At 48.3% G+C, this 3,800-nt stretch carries 4 protein-coding genes; 3 read left to right on the forward strand and 1 reads right to left on the reverse strand.

Features of this window, described 5'->3' with window-relative positions:
* Window positions 1–248 (reverse strand): tetratricopeptide repeat protein (locus tag B9T16_RS26605; protein WP_410246170.1); only part of this gene is annotated, 248 nt, incomplete at its 3' end.
* 299 nt (window positions 249–547) lie between these two features.
* On the opposite strand from B9T16_RS26605, the gene B9T16_RS26610 reads away from it, so the two are divergent.
* From B9T16_RS26610 to rpsP, 3 genes are all read left to right on the forward strand, one after another.
* Entirely contained in the window at window positions 548–1,756 is a 1,209-nt protein-coding gene (locus B9T16_RS26610) for an ISNCY family transposase (RefSeq protein ID WP_410245187.1), read from the forward strand.
* A 128-nt stretch (window positions 1,757–1,884) separates the two neighbouring features.
* Entirely contained in the window at window positions 1,885–3,297 is a 1,413-nt protein-coding gene (gene ffh, locus B9T16_RS26615) for a signal recognition particle protein (protein WP_410246171.1), read from the forward strand.
* A 148-nt stretch (window positions 3,298–3,445) separates the two neighbouring features.
* Complete coding sequence (gene rpsP / locus B9T16_RS26620) at window positions 3,446–3,739, forward strand: 30S ribosomal protein S16 (protein ID WP_006616557.1); 294 nt, start codon at window positions 3,446–3,448, stop codon at window positions 3,737–3,739.
* Window positions 3,740–3,800: the final 61 nt, after the last annotated feature.

Here is a 3,800-nt window from a genome sequence, read left to right on the forward strand (position 1 = left end):
TCTGAGGTTTTTGGTAACAATTCGCCAACCTTGAAACACCCAAAATTTAGATCCGGCTTGATATCAAATCCTTTCTGAAAAGCTGCCTTAGCCTCTTGTAAACGCCCCAACTGTTCTAAAGCCTCCCCCAGCTTGTAGTGATACCAATGAAAACTAGGATCATGTGCGATCGCCTTTTGGTAAGCAGCCACAGCCTCCTCAAGCTGATTACTCCTTAGCAGTTGGTTTCCCTTAGTAAAATAACTCACCACCCAATACCCCACAAATATAGCTACTACAAAAACAACCAGATTGGTACGTTCTCAGTATTACTAGACTATCATGAATTTTCAGCTTGTCAAGTCATAATAGTTTAACCCAGCAATTCTCATTTTGGCGAAAAACTGTTCAAGTCCCCAGTATCCCTGTATAGTAATGGCATCTGAAAAACCCAGGAGGGCCAGAGCTGTTGAAAAAGCCAGGTTGGTTTGACACCGTAGTGGGGTCTGTCCGCCAGTGCTTGTCGTCGCTACCAGACAAGCGAACGGGTAAAAATCGTCGCTATGGAATGGAGGATGCCGCCTTAAGCGCGTTGAGTGTTTTTTTCACTCAAACGCCGTCGTTTCTGGCTTATCAACGTCTGATGGAGGGCAGCAAAGGCAAGAGCAATGCCCAAAGTTTGTTTGGAGTTCATCGGATTCCCTGCGACAACCAGATCCGGGATTTATTAGATCCAGTGTCCCCAGACCACCTGTTTCCGGTGTTTGAGGAAGTTTTACAAGTGTTGGAAGCCCAGGGGCAATTGGAAGGCTTCCGTTCCCTAGCCGGCAGTCTATTAGTAGCGTTGGATGGCACAGAATACTTCAGTTCCCGCAAAATTCACTGCCCCCACTGCTCAAGGCGCACCCTAAAGTCAGGAGAAACCCATTACTTCCATAGCGTCGTCACCCCAGTCATCGTGGCTCCAGGACAGACTCGTGTGATTCCCTTGGCTCCTGAATTTGTCGTGCCCCAAGATGGTCATGACAAGCAAGATTGTGAGAATGCAGCTGCCAAACGCTGGCTATCGCGGCAAGGGCAACGCTTAAGGGCTTTAAACGTTACGGTTTTAGGGGATGACCTCTATTGCCACCAACCGTTGTGCCTGCAGTTTATCGAGCAGCAACTTAACTTCATCCTGGTCTGTCGCCCCGAGTCTCACAGTACCCTCTATGAACACCTAGAGGGCATCGAACTCCCAACCATCACGACCCAGAAGTGGACGGGTAAAGTTGAGAAAACCTATACCTACCGCTATCTCAACGGAGTGCCTCTGAGAGATAGCGATGATGCCCTGCTAGTCAACTGGTGTGAACTCACCGTTACTACGGCTGATGGCAAGGTGACCTATCAGAACTCCTTTGCCACCAGTTATTCTCTTAGCGATGACAATGTAGCAGACGTGGTTCTAGCCGGGCGGACTCGCTGGAAAGTTGAGAATGAGAACAACAATACCCTCAAGACCAAGGGCTACCATCTAGAACACAATTTCGGCCATGGCCAGCAGCATCTTTCCTCCTTGCTGGCGACCCTCAACATCCTCTCGCTGCTCTTCCATACCCTGCTGGAGTTGCTCGATGACAAGTACCAGTTACTACGAGCGCACTTGCCCACCCGCCAAACCTTTTTTGATGATTTGCGGGCGTTGACCCGTTACCTGTACTTCGACAGTTGGGAGCACCTTCTGACCTTTATGCTTGAAGGTCTCGAGTTAGACATCCCGCCCGATAGCAGTTGAATTTCCATAATGAGAATTGCTGGCGTTCGGGGAGGGAGACATTTTTCGTTAGGTTGCTGTGGTAAAATGCGATCGCCCCATGGCCAAAATTATAGCAGCCAGAACCTTTCACTAAAGCATTATTATTTATGTTCGATGCCCTTTCTGAACGTTTAGAGTCCGCCTGGAAAAAACTCCGGGGTCAGGACAAAATTACAGAATCCAATATCCAGGAAGCTCTGAAAGAAGTTCGTCGCGCCCTATTGGAAGCGGACGTTAACCTGATGGTAGTTAAAGATTTTATCAAAGAGGTTGGCGTTCAAGCCCAGGGTTCGCAAGTAGTATCCGGCGTGAAACCCGGTCAACAGTTTATCAAAATTGTTCACGATGAGTTAGTCAAAGTCATGGGGGAAAGCAATGTTCCCCTGGCTGAAGCCCAACAACCACCAACCATCGTGTTAATGGCGGGTTTGCAGGGAACTGGTAAAACCACAGCTTCGGCTAAGTTAGCCTTGCACCTACAAAAAGAGAATCGCAGCAGCCTGTTAGTAGCTACGGACGTTTACCGACCAGCAGCTATTGACCAGTTAATGACTCTGGGGAAACAGATAAATGTTCCCGTATTCGAGTTAGGGAAAGATGCCGACCCGGTAGAAATTGCTCGCCAGGGTATTGAGTACGGCAAAGCCCAGGGTATTGATACAATTATCATTGATACGGCTGGTCGGTTACAAATTGACCAGAATATGATGGCGGAACTGGCTCAAATAAAGGAGACGGTTCAACCTCACGAGACCTTGTTAGTAGTTGATGCCATGACGGGTCAGGAAGCGGCTACCCTGACTCAGACCTTTAATGACCGAATTGGCATTACTGGTGCTATCCTCACTAAAATGGACGGGGATAGTCGCGGCGGCGCGGCTCTGTCAATTCGGCGTGTTTCTGGGGCTCCGATTAAGTTTGTCGGGGTGGGGGAAAAGGTGGAAGCTCTACAACCTTTTTACCCGGAACGTATGGCATCGAGAATTTTAGGGATGGGTGACATCCTCACATTGGTGGAAAAGGCTGAGGAAGAGTTTGATATCGCCGATGCTGAGAAGATGCAGGAGAAGATTTTAGAGGCTAAGTTTGACTTCACGGATTTTCTCAAGCAGACCCGGTTGATGAAAAATATGGGGTCTKTGGGGGGGTTGGTTAAACTGATTCCGGGGATGAATAAAATTTCTCAGGAGCAGTTGGACGCGGGGGAAAGCCAACTGAAACGCTCGGAAGCTATGATTAATTCTATGACTATTGAGGAGCGTAAGAATCCTGAGTTGCTGTCCAATTCGCCGTCAAGACGTAAGCGGGTGGCTAAAGGGGCTGGATATGCTGAGAAGGATGTGATGCGTTTGGTGAGCGATTTTCAGCGGATGCGGAGTTTAATGCAACAAATGGGTAGGGGTCAGTTTCCCGGTATGGGAATGCCGGGTATGGGAATGCCGGGTATGGGAATGCCGGGTATGGCTGGCGGTAAGAAGAAGAAGAAAGCCAAAAAGAAAAAGGGTTTTGGTCAACTGTGACTGTGGGAGTTTACTTTTGCTGGGTTCTGGGAATGCTATAATAGTAAGTTCCCCCATTCTTCCCCGATTCAGAGGCGGATTTGGTGGTCAGTCTGTCCTAGACTGCTACAATAGCTTAAAATTGATAAGGAGAGTTGATTAGATCCAAATGATCAAACTGAGATTAAAACGTTACGGTAAGAAACGAGAAGCTAGTTATCGGATTGTGGCGATAGATAGTCTGTCGCGTCGTGAAGGTCGTCCCCTGGAAGAGTTGGGTTTTTATAACCCCAGAACGGATGAAACTAGATTGGATACCCCGGCTATTATTCGACGGCTGAAACAAGGGGCTCAACCTACTAGAACTGTGCGTAACATTCTGCAAAAAGCCAATGTATTTGAACAACTCAAGTCCGGAGTCATCGCTGAACCCAGCACCGCAGAACCTGTCAGTCAATCCTAATTATGGGGAGTTGGTACGATTCTTAGTTAGCCCGTTTTTGGGGTCGCCAGAGGCGCTGCGG

The organism is Arthrospira sp. PCC 8006, from assembly GCF_046480465.1.
In the GTDB taxonomy this organism is placed as follows: Bacteria; Cyanobacteriota; Cyanobacteriia; order Cyanobacteriales; family Microcoleaceae; genus Limnospira; species Limnospira platensis.

Coding starts and splice junctions, on each gene's coding strand:
- B9T16_RS26610 (WP_410245187.1), top strand. CDS start 548: ATGGAGGATGCCGCCTTAAGCGCGTTGAGTGTTTTTTTCACTCAAACG.
- rpsP (WP_006616557.1), top strand. CDS start 3,446: ATGATCAAACTGAGATTAAAACGTTACGGTAAGAAACGAGAAGCTAGT.